Raw genomic sequence first — 18,210 nt, forward strand, 5'->3', positions numbered from 1 at the left:
TTCGCGTTCGGCACTCGGCGGCTCTGTGACCGACACCCCGCTATCGTCGCATCCATGACGCCGACATGTATATGTCTGGCTGCTCGCATCTTCTCAGCGGCAATTACCGCCAGCCGGCCGTTCAGCACCACAGACAGGGGCCGTAAGGCCCTAGCTCCCTGCGCCCCAACAGATCACCATGGCAGTAGGAGGCTACGGGGATGCCAACAAATTGGCTGTTGATGGACAAAACCGATCCCGACGGCGGTCAATTTCGGACCCGTCTCGCCGGGGCCGGACGGCACCGCCGGCTACTCACCTCAAGACCGACGACCTGATGTCGGCGACGGCCCATCGCACGCACATCGACCTGGAGCGGTTGACCGGCATCCGCGAGCGACGTGTCTCGGTCGGCGACGAAGATTCACTTAGCCTTGCCACCTCAGCAGCGCTGGACTGCCTCGAGAAGGCGCAGTGCGATCCCGCCTCGATCGACGTCGTGATCAATTGCAGCATCACCAAGCTCCGCGGCGGAATGAGTCAATGGCTGGAGCCATCGATGGGCAGTGCCGTCGCGCACGCCATCGGAGCAAGCAATGCGATGACCTTCGATCTCTCGAATGCATGCGCTGGAATGTTAAGTGGCGTAACGGTGCTCAACAATTGGATTCGACAAGGCAGTGTCCGGCGGGGGCTGGTGGTCAGCGGCGAATACATCTCGCAACTTGGTTGGAACGCAGCCCGCCACGTCCGCAACATCATCAGCAAGGAGCTTGCGTCGCTGACGCTGGGAGACGCGGGCGCAGCCCTTCTGCTTGAGCGTGCGGCCGCCGGTTCCGCAGGTATCACCCTCGCCGGATTCACCACAATTGCCGGCTACAGCCGACTGTGTCTCGCCTATCCCAAAGGGGGCGACCCGGGTGCCCGGATGTTCACCGATTCACGCGGAATCCAGAAAGCGGCGATTCTGAACACCCCGTTGTTACTCAAAGAAGTCCTAGCGGCGGTGGATATTTCGATGCATGACATCGACCACGTCATTACTCACCAAACTTCCGCACGTGCCATCCGCAAAGGTATGAACGCGGTGCGCACGTCTTTCCGCGAAGGTCCGCGTAACCCGGCCGTGATCACCGTCGATCGGTACGGGAACACTGCGTCGACCACCCACACCGTCGCCTTGGTGGAAGAGTTGGACGCCGGCCATATTCGGCCCGGCGAGACAATCGCCTTGGTCGCGCTGGCATCCGGTTTGGAGATCGGTGTGGTTCTACTGTATGTCGACGACGATCTGGTGAAGCGCTATGGGCACAGTCATTGACCAATTGCACGTGACTCACGGAACGTGGCGCACCCGCCACAGTGCGTTGCAGCTCGCGGTTACAGCCGCCAAGGGTTGCCTGGTAAACGCTCAGACCTCACCACACGACCTTGACCTCCTCATCAATGCCGGCATCTTTCGAGACCGAAACCTGGGCGAGCCGGCACTGGCGGCAATCATCCAGGCAGACATCGGCCCCAACCCGGAAGATCCGCACAGCGACGCGCACGGCACATTTTCTTTCGACATCGCCAACGGTGTCTGTGGAATTCTCACCGCACTGCAGATCGCCGACGGCTTTCTTCGTTCGCAGACGATTTCACGGGCGCTGGTGGTGGCAAGCGACGCCGATCCCGGGCGTGCCGCCAGTGAGCCCTTCCCATTCTCGTCAGCCGGCGCGGCGTTATTGGGTAGGTGGTCCGGCCAGGACGACGGGCTCGGTCCGGTCAGCTGGGTGGAGAATCCAGACGATGGCGCAAGCTTCCGGGCCACAATAGATTTCGACGAATTCCGCGATGTTCTCCGCTTCCGGGAATCCCCCGCACTACCCGCCGCGTTGGCCGCTGCGGCGGAACGCGCGGTCCTGCGGTGTCTCGATGACGCATCGGTCAACCTCTCCGACGTGGCAGGGATCATCGCCGCTCCCCCTGGTGGTCACTTTCGCGCCGAGCTCGCTGCGCGACTTGGGATTACACCGGACCAGATTGCAGTGTGCGACGACGAGCGGATGCATACTGCCGCACTGGTGGCTGCGATGGAACGCGAAACGGTGAGGTTCTCTGTAGGCACTCACCTACTGCTGGTCGCCGCCGGCGCGGGAATCGTCGCCGGCGCCGCGCTGTATCGTGATCCTGCCCTATGACGCTATCCGCTTTGGCCGGCAGCCCACTGCTTGGACTGCTCGAGTTAGTCGAGTCCGAATAACGCCAGCTCCCCAGGGATCATCCACGCCAGCACATGCAGCGTGTGGACAACCCATCGCTTGTCGGTCACTACCGCGAATCGTTTGAAAGCCGAGTGATGCTGGAGCACAGAGCCGAGGCCAAGCTTGATATCTTGGAGCAGCCCGCCGCGTACGCCAACGCATTTCGCTGAATGTCGACCAGCTGATCGATGGCTTCCCGCTCACAGGACAGGCCGGCCCCGAATGCCGCCCGGACTCCGTGAGCCTGACCGTCATCAGCGGACGAGACGTGGTAGAAGTACGAGTGCCGAGAGCGCGCACGGGCCGCAGCTAGCGGATCGACCTGGTCCAGAAAGCTGACCACCTCCTGCACGGAACGATGCAAACTGTAGAGATCCCATCCGTAGAAACCGGTTTGACGCCCACCGCGCAGAACGGGGTGGGCTTGGACGCGCAGACCATATCGTCCACCAAACGGTCGAGTTCGCGACACGTCGACTCCGGCGCCGACGGCACCGTGATCACGATCTGCGCCGGCTCGGCTTCCCGCAGGGCTTGCACCGCAGCGAACATGCTTGCTCCGGTTGCTAATCCGTCGTCGACCAGGATGACGGTCTTACCCGCGACGTGGACCGGTGGGCGGGCACTCCGCCTCGTGCCAGACCCAACACCACGACGTCGGGTCGGTCGCGGTAGGCCTCACGACGGTTGCGGAACAACGGATCTGGCTTGTCCGTACCGAGGATGATCGCTCTACCCATTTGGCAGTCCTAGCTTCCTCTCGGCAAGCGCCGCTGTCCAGGCAGCGGATGAAGTGTCGGGCGGGCCCGCGCCAGGGGGGTGCGGCTGCGGGCCCGCCCCGCAATCTGGTCAGTTAGTCGACGCGATCGGGACGTGCTTTTCGGTCGGCTTGGCCTCGTCGAGGGCAACGGAAACCGTCAAGATGCCGTTGTCGTAGCTGGCCTTGACGTCGTTCTCATCGGCACTTGCCGGCAGCGATACCGTGCGGACAAACGACCCGTAGGAAAACTCCGAACGACCGTCGAATTCTTTTCTCTCGCTGCGCTCGGCCTTGATGGTCAACTGCCCGTCGCGCAGGGTGATGTCGATGTCCTTCGCCGGGTCGACGCCGGGGATCTCGGCCCGTACCTCGTAGTGGCCGTCCTCCACCTCGTCCTCGAGTCGCAGCAACCGGGTGTCGAATGCCGACCGGAGGCCAGTGAAGGACGGGAACGCGGCGAATAACTCGGAGAATTCGGGGAACATCGCGCGCTGCTGACGTTTCACGGGAAGGGTGTTCATTCTGGTCTCCTGCTTGGTGGGTTCGGGTTAGCTACCTATGGCATTCGACCACCCGGCCCGACACCACTGTAGGGACGGAAGTCCCGTGTTGGCGGGCCATTCGTCGGCTCGCTCCGAGGACCTGGCGTAAAGGGCCCTAAGGCAGAGACTTCGGGACCTATGACTCCTGCCCCGGCACCCGCCGACTTCCTAATCTCAGCTGCAGTTAGGCCATCAACACGGGAGGGCGGGTAATGCCCAAGCGCTCGGGAAAACATCAGGGCATGTCTGCGTGGACGGGTCGCCATCGTCGGACACCGCGGTGCGCTGGGCCGCGCGCGAAGCGGTTGATCGCATGCTGTTGGGTTCGGTGAGCATGACCGTCGCACAGGCTGCCCAGGTACCGGTGATTGTCGCCCGAGCGCGCCCACACTGCTGAAATCTCCTCAACCGCTATATCTTCGGAGGTCAAGACATGCGCGGCATTCCAATCGGACGCATCGCGGGGTTCCCGGTCAAGCTCGACTGGGGTGTGCTGGTCATCTTGTGGCTGTTCACCTGGAGCCTGGCTTCGACGCTGCCCACCACCGCGGCAGGCTTCTCGACACGCACCTATTGGGTGGCGGGCGCCTGCGGCGCCGCCGTCCTGCTCGCATCACTGCTTGCTCACGAGCTGGCGCATGCGATCGTGGCCCGGCGCTCCGGCGTCAAGGTCTTGGACGTAACGCTGTGGCTTTTCGGGGGTGTCACCCGTCTCGGCGGTCAGGCCACCACCCCGGGAACCGCGTTGCGCATCGCCATCGCGGGACCCGCCACGAGCCTGTTGTTGGCCGCACTGTTCGCCGCTACCGCTATGGAATTCCGAATCCTTGGTACCGGACCCGTCGTTGTTGCTGTCGCCTGGTGGCTGGCCGGGATCAACGCGCTGCTGGGTCTTGTCAACCTGCTGCCCGGTGCACCACTGGACGGTGGACAGGTTCTGCGCGCGTGGCTCTGGCGACGCCACGGCGACCCGGACCGGGCTGCCCTGGGTGCCGCGCGGGCCGGCCGCGTGCTCGCCTACACTCTCATCGCCTTAGGGTTGCTCGAATTTCTGGCCGGCGCCATGGTCGCCGGTATCTGGCTGGCATTCATCGGCTGGTTTATCTTCACCGCCGCACACACCGACGAGGTGCAGGTGATGACGCGCGACGCGCTGGCCGGTGTGCGGGTCGCCGACGCGATGACCGCCAACCCGCATTCCGCGCCCGCCTGGGTGACGGTGCAGGATTTCATCGACCGTTACCTCCTCGGTGACCGGCATTCCGCGTATCCGGTGAAGGACGACGAGGGGTCGGTCACGGGACTGGTGACACTGAACGAATTGCGTCACGTGGCACCCGGCAGCCGCGCCACCACCCTGGTAGGTGACATCGCCGTACGGCTGGATCACGTCACGATCGCAACACCCGACGAGCCGATCACCACGCTGCTGGCGCGGTTGGCGGCCGGCCACGGGCATCGGGCCCTGGTCGTCGACGGCGGGCGCATCGTGGGCATTGTCACCGCAACGGATCTCACCCGCCTGATCGATGTACGCCGGCTCGCCAGACCCACAGCCGTGGCGTACGAACACTGACGTCATCGAGAAAACCCAGCGACGGAGGAAGCTATGACGGACAGTCGAATCGGCCCCACAGTCATCGTCGGCATCGACGGTTCGCACGCCGCGATCCATGCCGCTGAATGGGCCGCAGATGAGGCCCGCGGTCGTGACGTGCCGTTACTGATGCTGGCCGTCCTCAAAAGCACCCATCCCTCTGCGGAGGATTACCATCGTGACCTCGTCCACGCGGAGACATCACTGCGAGCAGCGCGCGCTGTGGTCGAGGCGAAGGGAATACCGGTCAAAATCGAAACCGACATCCGCCGCGGCCAACCCGGTGTGATCCTCGTTTCGGAATCAGACGGCGCTGAGATGGTCTGCGTTGGATCCACCGGAATCGATCGCTACTCCCGGGCGCTATTGGGCTCGACCGCAACCGAAGTCGCAGAAAAGGCTCATTGTCCGGTCGCGGTGATTCGCTCCCAACCAGATCAGCAGGGCCCCGCCATCAACTGGATCGTGGTAGCGATCGACGACTCGCCGGATCGCGACATCGTGGTCGACCAGGCGATGAGAGAGGCGCAGCTGCACAAGCTTCCGGTGCTGGCCATCGGCACCGACCGGTCAGACGGCACCGAGGCAGCGGCTCACGACCTCGGCAACCGATTGGAGCCGTGGCGGCGATGGTACCCAGATGTCCACATCTATCCCGTGAACACGCAAGACGGCGTGACGAATTTCGTCAAGAGCAACGACGACCTGGTGCCGCTGGCTGTGATCGGCACCGGCGACGCTGGCCAGCTTGCGCAGATCGTCGGGCCGGATGACCACCCGATCTTCCGCCATCCGCAATCGTCGGCGTTCATCATTCGCGAATAATCCTGCGCATCTGCCAGTCACGCGGCACGCGGCAGATCCGGAGTCGAATTCGACTGCTGTGAAACCACATCGGTGCGCTCGGGCGCCAACCCGACGTAGGCCAGGTACAGCCCGATCAGCACCTCGAGAAACGCGCCGCTCCGCCACCAACCCATCGCGTCGACCGCGGAGTTGGCCATCGAGAAATAGGTGTGCGAACCGACCACCGGAAACAGCCCCTTGACCGCGACAAGCCAACCCAGTGCCGAAACGATGATCGCAGGCGCACCCCGCCAGTACAGGTGGCGCGCGATGACAGTGAGGCCTACCTCCGTTGAAGACGGGTTGTGCGGATCGAAAACCGTTGCGCTACGGCGTGCGTACGACGATGACCGGTACCGTCGCAGACTGCGCGACCGCCGTGCTCACCGAGCCGAGACGCATGCGGCCGAATCCACCACGGCCGTGGCTGCCGACAACCACCAGTTGCGCACTGTGCGACTCCTGCAGCAGCCAGTAGGCCGGGGTGTCGCAGACCAGCCGACGAGTGACGCGCACATCCGGGTAGCGCTCCTGCCAGCCGGCCAGACGTTCGGCCAGCACTTCCTCGCCTTGGCCTTGATACTCCCGCCAGTCCATACCGAAGATCGGGAAAATTCCGACATCGCTCCACGCGTGCAGCGCGATCAACGGCACTCCCCGCCGCGACGCTTCCTCGAAGGCCCACGCGGTGGCGGCTTCAGAGGCCGGCGAACCGTCGATGCCCAACAGCACGTGTGCGCTCGGGTCGATGGGAGTTGAATCCTGGCCGGGGTGGATGACCGCCACCGCGCAGTGCGCATGCTCCATCACACCCCTGCTAACCGAGCCCATCAGCAGACGCCCGAGTGCGCCCCTGCCGTGACTTCCCACGACGATCATCCGGGCATCCTTGGACGCGTCGACGAGTGCATCGACCGGATGCGCATACACCACTTCCGATCGAATATCGTTTTGCCCCAGCGGATCCAGCGTGGCGCCGAGCCCTTTGCGCGCCTGATCGACGGCACGTCGCGCGTTCTCCTCTTGCCATTCCGCAACGTTCACTTGGCCGGCGCTAACCTGCCAACTCACGACCACCGGTTGCACCACGTGCATCAAGGTGACGGTTTCACCGCGCAGCAAGGCTTCGCGCGCGGCCCATGACACGGCGGCATCGGAGCCCGGCGAACCGTCGATTCCGACAACGATGCCGTATTTCGTTGATAATTCTGACATCTCCTGCTCCTTTGGACAAAACTCAACGGGCCACCGCTGTCATCGTCATTGGGTCCACCAACCCGTCCCCTCCCTGACTTTTGCCGGTTCGGCCCCGCCGATCCAGAGCCTTTGGTCCTCTCCGAACGCGGCGCATTACCCGATTGTGGGGGCCGTCGGACCACTCCGAAAAGCCGCTCGGAGACACAACAATGTCCCTATGGGACACACCGTGGTCACCGCCGAACAGGTAGCCGAGCGGTACGGCGTTGTGCACGAGACACACACCGGGCTCGTCGTGCTCGTCGGTGACCTGGCATACAAGGTCAAGAAGCCCATTCGGACCGACTTCCTGGATTTCAGCAGCCCAGAACGGCGTGAACAGGTCTGTCAGCGCGAACTCGAGCTCAACCAACGGCTGGCACCCGACAGCTATCTGGGCGTCGCCCACCTGGACGCGCCATGGACGACTACCCGTGAGCCGGTGCTCGTCATGAAGCGCCATCCCGACTCTTCCCGGCTGAGCGCTATGGTGCGCTGCGGTGAAACGGTCACCGGGCCGCTGGAGGCAATCGCCGGAGTGCTGGCCAGATTCCACCAGAGCGCCCGCCGGGGGCGCGGCGTGCAGAAGCAAGGCTCGGTAGAGGCGGTTAAACGTCGTTGGGAGGCCAACATTGCCGAGATGCAGCAGTTCGTCGGCACGATCATCGACGAGCACCGCATCGCGGCCGTGCACAGCCTTGCCGCACAATTCATCGCCGGCCGTGAGTTGTTGTTCGCCCGGCGCGTCCGCGATGGCCGGGTCGTCGACGGGCATGGCGACTTGCTCGCCGACGATATTTTCTGCCTACCCAGCGGTCCGGAGATCTTGGACTGTCTCGAGTTCGACGACAACCTTCGATACGTCGACATGATCGACGACGCAGCCTTTCTGGCGATGGACCTCGAGTTCTTGGGCCGAAAAGAACTCAGCGAATTCTTCCTCGCGCACTACAGCCGCCTGGCCGCCGACCCGGCTCCGCAGTCGCTGCGGGATTTCTACATCGCCTACCGCGCGCTGGTTCGCGCCAAGGTCGACTGCGTGCGGTGCAGCCAGGGGCACCGCGACTCGGCCGCCGACGCCTCCCGCCACCTGGATATCGCGCTCGAGCATCTACGTGCCTGCCGGGTGCGCGTGGCCATCGTCGGCGGCGGACCGGGAACAGGAAAGTCCACCCTGGCCAACACGTTGGCCGAACAGGTTGGCGCCGTGGTGATCTCCACCGACGACGTGCGGCGCACCATGCACAGTTCGGGCGCGATCGTCGGTGAAGGCGGTGTCTTGGACGCGGGCCAGTACTCCGCACACAATGTCGCCGCTGTCTACCGTGAAACGTTGCATCAGGCTGAGCTCTTGCTTGCGAACGGCCGGTCGGTGATTCTCGACGGGACCTGGCGCGACCCGCACCGCCGTGACCAAGTGCGGCAACTAGCCGCGCAAACCTATTCCGTCGAAATCGAATTCATCTGTCAGACCCCGGTGGCTACCGCAGCGCGCCGGGTGGCCGCCAGGCCTGCGGGAAGCATGTCCGACGCGACACCGCAGATAGCGGTCGCCTTGGCCGATGTCAGCCAGGACTGGCCTGAAGCACATCGCATCGACACCAGCTGTCCCATAGCCGACTCGGTGTGCACTGCCGCCGAACTGTGGCTGTCCGCCGCCGACGACTCGCAATAGCTCCTCTCCGCGAGGGACTTTCGTCACATCGAGTGGTGCCCACTGGCCGGTTCGAAACCGGCCGACGCGCCACTAACGTCGGCGATGCCCGGAAGTACCGTCGAAAGAGAAGCCATGGCAAACAAGACTTACGTGCGGGATATCGCGTCGTTGCGGATCGGCGATGCCGAGGATGCCGGCGGCAAGGGCGCCAATCTCGGCGAGTTGGTGGCAACGCAGCTGCCGGTTCCCCCGGGCTTCGTGCTGATGCGATCCGGCTACCTCGCATCGATGCACGCCGGCGGTGTCGATGCCGAACTCGCCGCGCTGCACAGCGAGGCGTTGGCAAGCGTCGACGACAGCGCACGCCTCGACGAGCTGTGTCACCGAATGCGTAGTCTGGTCGCCAAAGCCGGTGCCGCGGATTCCGTCCGCGACCAGATCGTGGCCGCCTACCGGCGGCTGGGAAACGATGTCATCGTCGCAGTGCGGTCCTCGGCCACCGGCGAAGACGGCCGTGACGCCTCCTTCGCCGGCATGAACAGCACCTTCACCAACGTGACCGGTGACGACGCAGTGCTCGACGCGGTACAAAACTGTTGGGCATCGCTCTTCACGCCGCGCGTACTCACCTACCGGTCCACCCGGGGGTTCACCGCTGAACCGGCAATGGCGGTGGTGGTCCAACAGATGGTGGCCCCCGATCAAGCCGGCGTCGCATTCACCAGGGATCCCAGTACCGGGGACGACCACATCGTCATCGAGGCGGCGCTCGGACAGGGCGAGGTCGTGGTGTCCGGCCAGGTGCAGCCCGACACCTACGTCGTGGACAAGCCGACTTTGCACATTCTCGACTGCAAAGTGGGCCATCAGGACTTCAAGATCGTCCGGGGCGCCGATAGCGCTGACATGACCGTCAATCTTGATCCCTCACAGGCTGATTCACGCGTTCTGGACGACGCGTCGCTGCACGGAATCGCCGAGTTGGCGATCGCCGTGGAGCAGCACTACGGCTGCCCGCAAGACCTGGAGTGGGCCATTTCATCAGGCACCGCCTGGCTCGTGCAGTCCAGGCCGATCACGACGCTGGGTGGGCCGCCCGGCGAGGCCGCACACCATGACGTACTGATGCGGGGACTCCCGGCTGCTCCGGGGTCGGCGTCGGGCCCCGTCCGGGTGCTGTTGCGGCCGGAGGACGGGAATCTGTTGGCAGCCGGTGAGGTTTTGGTGGCCCCGATGACGAACCCGGATTGGCTCCCCACCATCCGGCGCGCGGCGGCACTGGTGACCGAAACCGGCGGAATGACCTGTCACGCAGCGATTGTGGCACGTGAGCTGGGAGTGCCGTGCGTTGTCGGGGCGCGGAACGCGACCGTCGAGCTGAAGGACGGGACGATGGTCACCGTCGACGGAACCCGCGGACAGGTGATGGCTGGCCGCCCCGCGGCAGCGCACATGTCGTTCACTGACCGGACGACGCCGCCCGAGGCGGCGGCCGTCACTGCTACCAAGGTCTATGTCAATCTGGCGATGCCCGACACCGCCGAAGCCGTCGCCGCCCAGGACGTGGACGGTGTGGGGCTTCTTCGCGCCGAATTCATGTTGACGCAAGCCCTGTCCGGGAGACATCCGCGCGATCTCATCGCGCACGGCGAGCAGGCGGGACTGGTCAGCGCGTTGGCGGAGTCTGTCAATCGCATTGCCACGGCCTTCGCACCCCGGCCGGTCGTCTATCGGGCAACAGATCTCCGCAGCAACGAGTTTCGCGGCCTGGTCGGCGGCGAAAAGTACGAGCCCGTCGAGCACAACCCGATGATCGGCTACCGAGGTTGCTACCGCTACGTCAAGGAACCGGATCTCTTCTCGCTTGAACTCGAAGCGATCGCACGAGTGCGCGAGGAAAACCCGAACCTGCAGCTGATGATCCCGTTCGTGCGGACGCGCTGGGAACTCGAGGAATGCCTTACCTTGGTCGACGCCAGTCCGCTCGGCGGCCAACGCGGCCTCCATCGTTGGGTGATGGCAGAAGTGCCGTCGGTCATGCACTGGCTGCCCAGCTACGTGGGAATGGGCATCGACGGAGTATCAATCGGCAGCAACGACCTAACCCAGCTCATACTGGGGGTCGACCGCGACTCCGATGTGTGCGCCGAGCTATTCGACGAATCTGATCCGGCTGTGCTCGACGCGATCGGCCAGATCATCGAAACGGCAACCATATTGGGTATTACTTCGTCGCTGTGCGGCCAGGCCCCGTCCACCAATCCGATGTTCGCGGAACACCTGGTCCGATTCGGCATCACCTCGGTGTCGGTCAATCCTGACGCCGTTGCTGCGGCGCGACGCACGATTGCCGCCGCCGAGCAGCGTCTGCTGTTGGAGGCGGCGCGGCTACCCCGCACCGCGTGATCGGACTTCGACGGACCCAGAAAGGGCGACCATGCTGTCACCCGGCGCCAGGCGTCAAAGACACCGAATTAGGCGCTATTGCCAATGACGGAACGGTTTTCGCGACGCTATTGGATCAGGTGATGGCGAACATCTCTTCCGCTGGGCACAGCGGAACGCTCAAGCGCGAGAGGTGCGCTGATCACGCGAGCGGTGCTGCCCAGTAGACGCGGGTGCCACCACCGGGCGCCGCGGTGATCGAACATTCGCCGCCGACCTCTGCTGCCCGCCGCTCCATGTTGGCCAGGCCGCTACGGCGGTGATTGTCGTCTGGGATGCCGCAGCCGTCGTCGACGACCTCGACAACCAATAGGTCATCGGCCCGGACGCACACCGTCAGGTGGCTTGCCCGCGAGTGCCGAACGGCGTTGCTGATCGCTTCGGTGATGACTGCTTCGGCATGGTCGGCGAGCGCGCTGGGGACGGCGCTCAGGTCTCCCGACATGTCCAGAGTGGTGGCGATGTCTCGGTCTTCGGTCAGTTCGGCGGTCCTGCTCCGGACCCGGTGCCGAAGATCCACAGCCTCCGTTACCGGGTTCTGCAGTTTGAAGATCGTCGAACGGATGTCGTCGATGGTGCCTTGGAGATCGTCGATGGTGCCCGTCAGCCGGTCGGCGACCTCCGGGGAGCGGGCACGCGCGATCGTGCTCTGCAGATCGAGGCCAGCGGCAAAAACCTTTTGGATGACATGATCGTGCAGATCGTGCGCAATTCGCTCACGGTCGGCGAGGATCGCAAGATCGCGGGCGTGTTCGCGGCCACTGGCCAACGCCAGCGCGAGGGCGGCGTGTTGGGCGAAATCGCTGACCAGTTCGAGATAGTCCTCGGTGAACGGCGGCTGTCGCGCGGAGCGTGCAATAGCGATCGCCCCGACGATGATGTCGTCGGCCCGCAGCGGTATCACAATTGCCGAGCGCTGCCCGACGTCGGTGAATCCTTCAATCGGGAATTGGAACGAATCCGTGATCACCGGCTCGCCGCGGCGCACCACGCCCCCGGTCGTGGATCCCTCGACCGGTATTCGTTGACCGATCACCTGCGGCGTGTACTTGCCCGCCGTGGCAGCGACGACAAGTGTCTCAACCTCTTCGACGGGAAGGTCGGCTTCGGTGGGAACCAGCAGAATCGCCTGCTCGGCTTCGGTCAGTTCGAGCGCGCGGTCAACGATGAGTTGTAGCGGCCGGGTCACCGGCCCGGTGGACAACAATTCGGCCATGATTTCGCGGCTGGCTCTCATCCACTTAGCCGAGGTGCGTTGCCGCTCGAACAGCCGTGCGTTGTCGATGGCAACCGCCGCCGCTGACGCCAAGGCTCGCGCGGCGATGTCGTCGGCATCGGAAAACGCCCGGTTTGGCCGGTCGTCGCCGAGGTAAAGGTAGCCGAACACCGCGCCTCTGACGCTGATCGGGATACCGAGAAACGCCCGGATCGACGGATCCTGGCCAGCGAGCCCCTCGGCATTTAGATACGTAGTCAGATCGTCCACGCGGACAGGCTGGCTGATCGACAGTTCGCTGAGCCGTCCGGCTGCGCCAACGTCGATGCCCTCCTGGATGAAAGCAACGGGGCTGCCGTCGGGTTCGTACAAGCCGAGTGCCCCGTAACTGGCACCCGCCAACTCCATCGCCGCTTTGACGATGCCGTGCAACGTCACATTGAGGTTTTCCAGGTTGGAGCCGATGTCGACAATGACCCGTAACAGCTGTTCCATCTGACCGCGAGCGGCCAGCAACTCGTCGAGTTGCTCATGCATTCGGCGTACCAGGACGCGCTTGCCCAGCTGGGTGAACGCGGATTCTTCCGCGTCGCGCTCCATGCGGGCAAAATAGCAGTTCAGCAGGCCCGTTGCCAACGCTTAAATATCTAAAGAACCGGCGCCGGCGCCGATGGCCCTGCGAGCGCGCAGCTGAGGACTTTCGGCTCTGCAGCCGGTGGCCAAAAGACGCTGCGCGCCCGCATTGCTCGGGCGACGATGAACGGATGGTTCGCACCGCCGACGATGCAGGCACCCCAGCTGCGGTGATCGATGCCGCGGGACTGACCCAGTTGGTATCGACGCTGATCGGGCGCGGATACCGGGTGATCGGCCCGACACTGTCCGACAATGCGATCGTGCTGGCGGAGCTGACCTCGGCCGATGCTTTGCCGCGAGGGTGGGGGGTCGATGTCGGGCCCGGCCGGTATCGACTTCGCCGACGCGACGACGACGCGTTGTTCGGCCATTCAGCCGGCCCGCAGTCATGGAAGCAGTTTCTGCACCCGCCCAGACAGCGGGTGTGGTCGTCGGACGGAGCCCAGCCCGAGGAGCCGCCACGGTACGCGTTCATCGGGGTGCGAGCGTGCGACTTGTCGGCGATCCAGATCCTCAACGGCGTTCTGGGCGTCGGCGCACATCCCGACCAAGGTTTCGTCGGCCGGCTGGGACGCATCTTTGTGGTGGCCGTCAACTGCACCGAGCCGGGCGGATTGTGCTTCTGCGCCGCAATGGGAACCGGACCACAAGTCGGTCCGGGCTACGATCTGGCGCTGACCGAGCGCATCGACGCCGATGGTCGCCGCTACCTGGTCGATGCGGGCAGCGACGACGGTGCCGAAGTATTGGCCGCGCTCACCCACCGGGGAGCCGAGCAGAATGAAATTGACTCGGCGCGAAGCGAGGTCAGCGCGGCCGCTAAGCACATGGGTCGTCAGATGCCGACTGGCGACTTGCGCGAACTGCTGGTCGACTCTCGCGAGTCGCCACGCTGGGAAGACGTCGCGAGCCGATGTCTGACGTGCGGGAACTGTACAATGGTGTGCCCCACCTGTTTCTGCACCAGCACTGAAGACGTCACCGACCTTTCCGGTGATCACGCGGAGCGCTGGATGAACTGGGCATCCTGCTTCGAATTCGAGTTCACCTATATCCACGGTGGCAGCGTCCGGCAATCCGGCGAGTCGCGGTACCGGCATTGGCTGACGCACAAGCTCGGCACCTGGCACGACCAGTTCGGCAGCTCAGGGTGCGTCGGTTGTGGACGTTGTATCGCGTGGTGCCCCAACGGTATTGACATCACTCAGGAAATGAATGCGCTCGCCGGACTGGCCGATGACCGTTGGCAGGAAAGGCCGAGTCCCGGAGACGTTGATGACTGATGTCGCGACGCTGCCGTCGCCGTCCTCGGCGATGACACCGGTTCCGCATCGGGTGTTCGCCAGGACCGTCGAAAATTTCGAGTCGGCGACCATCTGCCTGGAACCGGTCGAGCAGCCATTGGCGTCGCCGACGCCTGGGCAATTCATGATGATGTACGCATTCGGTGTCGGAGAGATCGCCATGTCGGTCAGCGGTGTTCCGTCGCGCGTCGACGGCACGATCGCGCACACCATCCGATCGGTCGGGGCCGTCAGCAAGGCGCTGCACGATGCCGGCGTCGGCACCATCGTCGGAATACGCGGGCCGTTCGGCACCGACTGGGGACTCGAATCGTGCACTGGCCGGGATCTGGTAATCGTCACCGGTGGTTGCGGGCTCGCGCCGCTGCGACCGGCGATAGTGCAAGCGCTGGAACAGCGTTCGCGCTTCGGCCGGGTGATGATCGTCGCCGGTGCGCGAACGCCCGAACAGTTTCTGTTCGCCGCCGAAGCCGCTGAGTGGACCCGGAATCCGCTGCTCGACGCTGAGCTGATCGTGGACGCGGCGGACGTCGGGTGGGCATGGCAGGTCGGATTGGTGACGGAACCGTTGCTTCGGCTGACGCTGGATCCGGGCCGTACCACCGCTTTTATCTGCGGACCCGAACCGATGATGCGATTCAGCGCCGAGGCGCTGATACAACATGGCATGGCCGCCAACGATATTCGCGTCTCGTTGGAGCGGAACATGCAGTGCGGCATCGGCTGGTGTGGGCATTGTCAGCTGGGCCCGCTGCTGTTGTGCCGCGACGGGCCGGTCGTCGGCTACGACGTCGCAGCTCCGTTGCTACACGTGGCGGAGCTGTAGATGAGCGCACCCACGTTGGCCGTTTGGAAATTCGCCTCCTGTGATGGCTGTCAGCTGACCTTACTGGACTGCGAGGACGAGTTACTCACACTCGCCGAGCGGGTGCAGATCAGCACCTTTCTGGAAGCCTCCAGCACCGTGACCGGTGGGCCTTACGACATATCGATCGTGGAGGGCTCGATCACCACCCCATCTGATGCGAAACGCATCAAGGAGATACGCGAACAGTCCACGGTGCTAGTCACCATCGGCGCCTGTGCCACGGCCGGCGGAGTCCAGGCTCTCCGGAATTTCGCTGACGTCGCGGAATTCACTTCAGTGGTCTACGCGCACCCGGAATACATTGCTACGCTGGCTACCTCGACGCCCGCCTCGGCACACGTCACGGTCGACTATCAACTGCAAGGTTGCCCGATCGATCGCGGCCAGTTGCTGAACACCCTCAGCGCGCTGCTGGCCGGGCGTCAACCACAACTGCCGGCCAAGACGGTGTGCATCGAATGCAAGATGCGCGGTGTGACGTGTGTCGTTGTCGCAGAGGGTATCCCGTGCCTAGGACCGGTGACCCATGCTGGATGTGGAGCTCTGTGTCCGTCCTATCACCGCGGCTGCTACGGCTGCTTCGGTCCGGCTGCCACACCCAACAGCGCCGCGCTGATTCCGCTCTTGCGCCGCGACGGGATGACCGGCAACGAGGTGGAACACGTGTTCTCGACATTCAATGTCGCCAACTTCGCTGCAACAAGGAATGATCGGTGAACCCTCAAACACGTACCCTCGCGGTCGGCGCACTGACCCGCGTCGAAGGCGAGGGGGCGCTGCGGGTCACGTTGACCGGCGGCGCCGTGCACAGCGCCGAGCTGAAAATCTATGAGCCGCCGCGGTTCTTCGAGGCTTTCCTGCGCGGGCGCAACTACACCGAGCCGCCGGACCTCACGGCACGGGTGTGCGGCATCTGTCCGGTTGCCTACCAGGTGAGCGCCTGCAATGCGATCGAGGCGGCATGCGGTGTCACTATCGATCCCGAGTTGGTGGCGCTTCGGCGGCTGCTGTACTGCGGTGAATGGATACACAGCCACGTCCTGCACATCTATCTGCTGCATGCGCCGGATTTTCTCGGCTATCCGGACGCGATCAGCCTGGCCAAGGATCGCCGCGACTTCATCGAGCGTGGCCTGGCGCTGAAGAAGGCCGGGAACCGTTTGATGGAGCACATCGGCGGCCGATCTATTCATCCGATCAACGTTCGGCTGGGTGGTTTTTACTCGGTTCCGACACGCGACGATCTCGCACCGCTGGCCGAGATGCTGAAAAAGGCACTGGACGACGCCCTCTACACAGTGCAAACGGTCGCAGAATTCGACTTCCCCGAAATCGAATTCGACCACGAATTGCTGGCGCTGAGCGAACCGGACCGGTACGCGATCGAGAACGGGACCATTTCGCGTAGCGCCGGGCCCGGGTTCGCGGCGGAAAGTTTCCTCGACCACGTGGTCGAGTCACAGGTACCGCATTCGACGGCCTTGCACGCGACATTGGACGGAGCGCGTCATCTGACTGGACCGCTGGCGCGGTACTCGCTGAATTCGGCCGCTCTGTCTCCGATCGCCCGGCAAGCCGCCGCGGCCGCAGGGATCGGCGCTCAGTGCCGAAATCCATTCCGCAGCATCATTATTCGCTCTGTCGAGGTGGTCTACGCGATCGAGGAGGCGCTGCAACTGATCGCCGAATACCAGCAACCCCCACGACCGTTCGTCGAGGTGCCGGCTCGAGCGGGTGTCGGTGACGGCGTCAGCGAGGCACCGCGCGGGCTGTTGTATCACCGCTATGAGATCGGCGAAGACGGCCTGATCACGGCGGCAACCATCGTGCCGCCCACCTCGCAGAATCAGGCTGCGATCGAACACGACATAGCCCAACTGGTCGCTGCCAATGTGGCGCTTGACGATGCGACGCTCACTTCGTTGTGCGAGCGATCCATCCGGAACTACGACCCCTGCATTTCCTGTTCGGCTCACTTTCTCACGCTGACAGTAGAGCGGCATTGAAACCGGACAGGGTTATTATTGTCGGGATTGGCAATGATTTTCGCCGCGACGACGGCGTCGGCCTCGCGGTCGCGCAATGTGTCGCAGAACGCCATCTCCCCGGCGTACGAGTGGTGAGCGGGGTCAGCGAACCCGCCGCATTACTGGAAATCTGGGACGGCGCTGCGCTTGCCGTCGTGGTAGACGCCGCGACCGGACCGGATGCAACCGCAGGACGTATTCGGCGCTGGGCAGGGACGGACCTGGAAGCCACTGCCGTGGTGAGCTCCCACGCGCTCGGGTTGGCGCAGACCTTCGCGCTGGGTCAAGCCCTAGCCCACATACCGGACCAACTAGTGGTGTTTACCATCGACGTCACTGACACGGGCCACGGCGTCGGCCTGACCCCGGCGGTGGCGGCCGCGGTGCCTTGTCTCGTGGACGTGGTGATCGCCGAACTCAGTCACTGAAACGCTGCTGTCCGCCTTATGTGTTCGGCCGAGTTGGCGGCCTGTCACCTTCTCGGTCTTGATCCGCACGAAGTAATCGCATCGGCCTCCGACCGACGGCCGCGAGAAAAGCGTTGACAGCTCCATCAAATCGGACACCTCGGTGATCACCTGTGCATGACCGACCACCGTGACGCTCCACCCGTACTCCAGATCGGCGTCCAACTCATCGGTCTCGAAAGCCACAATGCGATTACGCGATGCGGCGGCCAACACCGCCGGGTCGGTAATTCGAATCACCACGTCCCCACGCCACCAACGAAAGTCGACTAAGTGGACAGCGGGCAGGGCGTGCTCGGTGAAGACGAGACGCCCCACCGAAGCCGTCCGCACCAGCTTCATCCATCCCTCGCGGTGTAGGAGGTCGAGTTCTTGCTGCGTCAC

General features: G+C 64.0%; 16 protein-coding genes and 3 pseudogenes. 11 read left to right on the top strand and 8 right to left on the bottom strand.

The window, feature by feature from the left end:
* Nucleotides 1-200 precede the first annotated feature (200 nt).
* A pseudogene (locus tag ABDV69_RS12605) lies at nucleotides 201-1,300 on the top strand (3-oxoacyl-[acyl-carrier-protein] synthase III C-terminal domain-containing protein).
* Nucleotides 1,284-2,162: a 3-oxoacyl-ACP synthase gene (locus ABDV69_RS12610; RefSeq protein WP_343574777.1), complete on the top strand. Its 879-nt coding sequence runs from the start codon at nucleotides 1,284-1,286 to the stop codon at nucleotides 2,160-2,162. The pseudogene ABDV69_RS12605 and the gene ABDV69_RS12610 overlap by 17 nt, the downstream one beginning before the upstream one ends.
* A 44-nt stretch (nucleotides 2,163-2,206) precedes the next feature.
* Here ABDV69_RS12610 and ABDV69_RS12615 read toward each other — a convergent pair.
* The 4 genes and pseudogenes from ABDV69_RS12615 to ABDV69_RS12630 form a co-directional block, all read right to left on the bottom strand.
* Nucleotides 2,207-2,371 (bottom strand): annotated as a pseudogene (locus tag ABDV69_RS12615) (STAS/SEC14 domain-containing protein); the annotation flags it as partial.
* Nucleotides 2,371-2,846, bottom strand: a pseudogene (locus tag ABDV69_RS12620) (erythromycin esterase family protein); the annotation flags it as partial. The pseudogenes ABDV69_RS12620 and ABDV69_RS12615, both read right to left, overlap by 1 nt.
* Nucleotides 2,792-2,965: a hypothetical protein gene (locus ABDV69_RS12625; protein WP_343574779.1), complete on the bottom strand. Its 174-nt coding sequence runs from the start codon at nucleotides 2,963-2,965 to the stop codon at nucleotides 2,792-2,794. The pseudogene ABDV69_RS12620 and the gene ABDV69_RS12625, both read right to left, overlap by 55 nt.
* 109 nt (nucleotides 2,966-3,074) lie before the next feature.
* Nucleotides 3,075-3,506: an HSP20 family small heat-shock protein gene (locus ABDV69_RS12630; RefSeq protein ID WP_343574782.1), complete on the bottom strand. Its 432-nt coding sequence runs from the start codon at nucleotides 3,504-3,506 to the stop codon at nucleotides 3,075-3,077.
* 454 nt (nucleotides 3,507-3,960) lie between these two features.
* Between ABDV69_RS12630 and ABDV69_RS12635 the strand changes: the two genes are divergently transcribed.
* Together ABDV69_RS12635 and ABDV69_RS12640 are read left to right on the top strand one after the other, a co-directional pair.
* The gene (locus tag ABDV69_RS12635; RefSeq protein ID WP_343574784.1) at nucleotides 3,961-5,103 is read left to right on the top strand and encodes a site-2 protease family protein; all 1,143 of its coding nucleotides are present in this window, start codon (nucleotides 3,961-3,963) and stop codon (nucleotides 5,101-5,103) included.
* A 33-nt stretch (nucleotides 5,104-5,136) separates the two neighbouring features.
* Nucleotides 5,137-5,949 carry a universal stress protein gene (locus ABDV69_RS12640; RefSeq protein ID WP_343574785.1) on the top strand — a complete coding sequence of 271 codons (813 nt, stop codon included), beginning with the start codon at nucleotides 5,137-5,139 and terminating at the stop codon, nucleotides 5,947-5,949.
* Nucleotides 5,950-5,966: 17 nt separating this feature from the next.
* On the opposite strand, the gene ABDV69_RS12645 is transcribed toward ABDV69_RS12640, so the two are convergent.
* Together ABDV69_RS12645 and ABDV69_RS12650 are read right to left on the bottom strand one after the other, a co-directional pair.
* Nucleotides 5,967-6,155 (bottom strand): hypothetical protein, encoded by a 189-nt coding sequence (locus ABDV69_RS12645; RefSeq protein ID WP_343574788.1) that lies wholly within the window; start codon nucleotides 6,153-6,155, stop codon nucleotides 5,967-5,969.
* Between the two features lie 142 nt (nucleotides 6,156-6,297).
* Nucleotides 6,298-7,185: a universal stress protein gene (locus tag ABDV69_RS12650; protein ID WP_343574791.1), complete on the bottom strand. Its 888-nt coding sequence runs from the start codon at nucleotides 7,183-7,185 to the stop codon at nucleotides 6,298-6,300.
* A gap of 199 nt (nucleotides 7,186-7,384) precedes the next feature.
* On the opposite strand from ABDV69_RS12650, the gene ABDV69_RS12655 reads away from it, so the two are divergent.
* Nucleotides 7,385-8,881 (top strand): nucleoside monophosphate kinase, encoded by a 1,497-nt coding sequence (locus tag ABDV69_RS12655; RefSeq protein WP_343574794.1) that lies wholly within the window; start codon nucleotides 7,385-7,387, stop codon nucleotides 8,879-8,881.
* Between the two features lie 114 nt (nucleotides 8,882-8,995).
* The gene (ppsA, locus tag ABDV69_RS12660) at nucleotides 8,996-11,269 is read left to right on the top strand and encodes a phosphoenolpyruvate synthase (RefSeq protein ID WP_343574797.1); all 2,274 of its coding nucleotides are present in this window, start codon (nucleotides 8,996-8,998) and stop codon (nucleotides 11,267-11,269) included.
* A gap of 181 nt (nucleotides 11,270-11,450) precedes the next feature.
* Here the strand turns inward: ppsA and ABDV69_RS12665 are convergent, their stop codons facing one another.
* Complete coding sequence (locus ABDV69_RS12665; protein ID WP_343574799.1) at nucleotides 11,451-13,124, bottom strand: GAF domain-containing protein; 1,674 nt, start codon at nucleotides 13,122-13,124, stop codon at nucleotides 11,451-11,453.
* Between the two features lie 164 nt (nucleotides 13,125-13,288).
* Between ABDV69_RS12665 and ABDV69_RS12670 the strand changes: the two genes are divergently transcribed.
* From ABDV69_RS12670 to ABDV69_RS12690, 5 genes are read left to right on the top strand one after another with little or no spacing between them, the layout of a single operon-like run.
* On the top strand, nucleotides 13,289-14,443 hold the full coding sequence (locus ABDV69_RS12670) for a 4Fe-4S dicluster domain-containing protein (protein ID WP_343574801.1): 1,155 nt from the start codon (nucleotides 13,289-13,291) through the stop codon (nucleotides 14,441-14,443).
* Nucleotides 14,436-15,290, top strand: a complete 855-nt coding sequence (locus ABDV69_RS12675) for an FAD/NAD(P)-binding protein (protein ID WP_343574803.1) — start codon at nucleotides 14,436-14,438, stop codon at nucleotides 15,288-15,290. The genes ABDV69_RS12670 and ABDV69_RS12675 overlap by 8 nt, the downstream gene beginning before the upstream one ends.
* A complete protein-coding gene (locus ABDV69_RS12680) occupies nucleotides 15,291-16,049 on the top strand; it encodes an oxidoreductase (protein ID WP_343574804.1) in 759 nt (252 codons plus the stop codon). It abuts the gene before it with no gap.
* A complete protein-coding gene (locus tag ABDV69_RS12685) occupies nucleotides 16,046-17,338 on the top strand; it encodes a Ni/Fe hydrogenase subunit alpha (protein ID WP_343574806.1) in 1,293 nt (430 codons plus the stop codon). The genes ABDV69_RS12680 and ABDV69_RS12685 overlap by 4 nt, the downstream gene beginning before the upstream one ends.
* Nucleotides 17,257-17,787, top strand: coding sequence for a hydrogenase maturation protease (locus ABDV69_RS12690; RefSeq protein WP_343574809.1), 531 nt, complete (start codon nucleotides 17,257-17,259; stop codon nucleotides 17,785-17,787). The genes ABDV69_RS12685 and ABDV69_RS12690 overlap by 82 nt, the downstream gene beginning before the upstream one ends.
* Here the strand turns inward: ABDV69_RS12690 and ABDV69_RS12695 are convergent.
* Nucleotides 17,671-18,210 (bottom strand): pyridoxamine 5'-phosphate oxidase family protein, encoded by a 540-nt coding sequence (locus ABDV69_RS12695; protein ID WP_343574811.1) that lies wholly within the window; start codon nucleotides 18,208-18,210, stop codon nucleotides 17,671-17,673. The genes ABDV69_RS12690 and ABDV69_RS12695 overlap by 117 nt on opposite strands.

Source organism: Mycobacterium sp., from assembly GCF_039583785.1.
Taxonomy (GTDB): Bacteria; Actinomycetota; Actinomycetes; order Mycobacteriales; family Mycobacteriaceae; genus Mycobacterium.

Bases quoted from the DNA above. Each gene is read 5' to 3' on its own strand.
- ppsA (WP_343574797.1), top strand. From the start codon at position 8,996: ATGGCAAACAAGACTTACGTGCGGGATATCGCGTCGTTGCGGATCGGC.
- ABDV69_RS12670 (WP_343574801.1), top strand. From the start codon at position 13,289: ATGGTTCGCACCGCCGACGATGCAGGCACCCCAGCTGCGGTGATCGAT.
- ABDV69_RS12675 (WP_343574803.1), top strand. From the start codon at position 14,436: ATGACTGATGTCGCGACGCTGCCGTCGCCGTCCTCGGCGATGACACCG.
- ABDV69_RS12680 (WP_343574804.1), top strand. From the start codon at position 15,291: ATGAGCGCACCCACGTTGGCCGTTTGGAAATTCGCCTCCTGTGATGGC.
- ABDV69_RS12655 (WP_343574794.1), top strand. From the start codon at position 7,385: ATGGGACACACCGTGGTCACCGCCGAACAGGTAGCCGAGCGGTACGGC.
- ABDV69_RS12630 (WP_343574782.1), bottom strand. From the start codon at position 3,506: ATGAACACCCTTCCCGTGAAACGTCAGCAGCGCGCGATGTTCCCCGAA.
- ABDV69_RS12640 (WP_343574785.1), top strand. From the start codon at position 5,137: ATGACGGACAGTCGAATCGGCCCCACAGTCATCGTCGGCATCGACGGT.
- ABDV69_RS12625 (WP_343574779.1), bottom strand. From the start codon at position 2,965: ATGGGTAGAGCGATCATCCTCGGTACGGACAAGCCAGATCCGTTGTTC.
- ABDV69_RS12665 (WP_343574799.1), bottom strand. From the start codon at position 13,124: ATGGAGCGCGACGCGGAAGAATCCGCGTTCACCCAGCTGGGCAAGCGC.
- ABDV69_RS12610 (WP_343574777.1), top strand. From the start codon at position 1,284: ATGGGCACAGTCATTGACCAATTGCACGTGACTCACGGAACGTGGCGC.
- ABDV69_RS12650 (WP_343574791.1), bottom strand. From the start codon at position 7,185: ATGTCAGAATTATCAACGAAATACGGCATCGTTGTCGGAATCGACGGT.
- ABDV69_RS12635 (WP_343574784.1), top strand. From the start codon at position 3,961: ATGCGCGGCATTCCAATCGGACGCATCGCGGGGTTCCCGGTCAAGCTC.